At 43.7% G+C, this 1,287-nt stretch carries 2 protein-coding genes; both read left to right on the top strand.

Annotated elements, in window-relative coordinates; genetic code table 11:
- Positions 1–124 precede the first annotated feature (124 nt).
- The gene (locus Psfp_RS21115) at positions 125–607 is read left to right on the top strand and encodes a MarR family winged helix-turn-helix transcriptional regulator (RefSeq protein ID WP_205079651.1); all 483 of its coding nucleotides are present in this window, start codon (positions 125–127) and stop codon (positions 605–607) included.
- Positions 608–707: 100 nt separating this feature from the next.
- On the top strand, positions 708–1,169 hold the full coding sequence (locus Psfp_RS21110; protein ID WP_134220473.1) for a PaaI family thioesterase: 462 nt from the start codon (positions 708–710) through the stop codon (positions 1,167–1,169).
- The last annotated feature ends 118 nt before the right edge of the window (positions 1,170–1,287 follow it).

Genomic DNA, 1,287 nt, shown 5'->3' with positions numbered 1-1,287 from the left:
AGTCTGCAACTCACCTCACCGTGCTTTGTAGTGTGCCTTTCCCTCAAGGCTATTGTACCCAAAGGATGGTTACTGCACATCCCGGTTTTCATTCCTATTTGTGTCGCCCGCAGTAGGCGGAGAAATGGAGGTTTACATGGAACACGACCATTCAGTTAAGGAAAACTTAAAGGAAATATCCAAAAATTCAGGCATAGCATGCGTGGGTTTCAATCTACGAAAGGCGACCCGCCTTTTAAGCCAAATCTATGACCAGGCTCTAAAGCCGGCTAAGCTCAAGGGAACCCAGTTTTCCTTGCTGATGGCGGTTGCCGGTCAAGAGGATACAACAATTGGGAAACTTGCCCGACCCCTGGGTATGGAACGTTCAACCGTGAGTCGAAACGCCAAAATTCTGGAGAAAAGGGGGCTAGTAAAGATAGAAGAGGGAGAAGACCGGCGTCTGCAAAGAATAACACTAACGGAAAAGGGGGCCCTCGTATTGCAAGAGGCTCTACCATTGTGGGAGAGTGTACAGGAAAGGTTGGCAGGGGAACTAGGAGAAGAAAGGCTAAAAACATTCATGGGAGACCTAAAGAATCTGTCAAGGATTGCTAGGAAAAAGTGATCCTCTGTATTGAGAAGATTATGATTTAATTATGCCCAAATATGTGTATATACATATATTATTAGGAGAAAGAACTATAATTATTGAAAGGGTTGTGACTATGGCAAAAATGTTAGATTATCTCCAAAAATATGTCAGTGGTGAAGTTGCAGCGCCGCCTGTTGCTCAACTCGTTGGTTTCAGAGTTACCGATGTCGAGGAGGGCAAAGGCACTATTGAATTTGAGGCTACAAAGAGCCATGCCAATCCAACAGGAACTTTGCATGGTGGTATTCTGTGTGTTATTGGCGATTCTGCTATGGGATTGGCTTATGCAAGCGCACTGGAACTAGATGAGTCCTTTGTTACCCTGGAATTGAAAATCAATTATTTGAGACCGGTATGGGAGGGTAAACTTCTGGCTACCGGAAGGATAGTTCAAAAAGGCAAGACGATTGGCCTGGTTGAATTCGATATTATTGATGACAAAGAGAAACTAGTGGCCAGAGGAAGTGGTACTTTTATGACGTTGCAGGGTGATAAGGCAAGTGGACGTTTAGTGAATGAGGTGCAAGCGGTTTAAACCCCTAATTTTAGAGTCTACTCCCCTTATTCTCTTGTTTACATAGAATTAATAAATATTGCTCACGGAACAGGAAAACCAATAAGCCTCAATTCATTTATTGTGAACAGCTAAGGCG

This window comes from Pelotomaculum sp. FP (assembly GCF_004369245.1).
GTDB lineage: Bacteria > Bacillota > Desulfotomaculia > Desulfotomaculales > Pelotomaculaceae > Pelotomaculum_C > Pelotomaculum_C schinkii.
This window is presented reverse-complemented; position numbering and strand designations above follow the sequence as displayed.

What these genes read in the sequence shown, in the direction of transcription:
- Psfp_RS21115 (WP_205079651.1), top strand. Translation starts at nt 125, where the DNA reads ATGGAGGTTTACATGGAACACGACCATTCAGTTAAGGAAAACTTAAAG.
- Psfp_RS21110 (WP_134220473.1), top strand. Translation starts at nt 708, where the DNA reads ATGGCAAAAATGTTAGATTATCTCCAAAAATATGTCAGTGGTGAAGTT.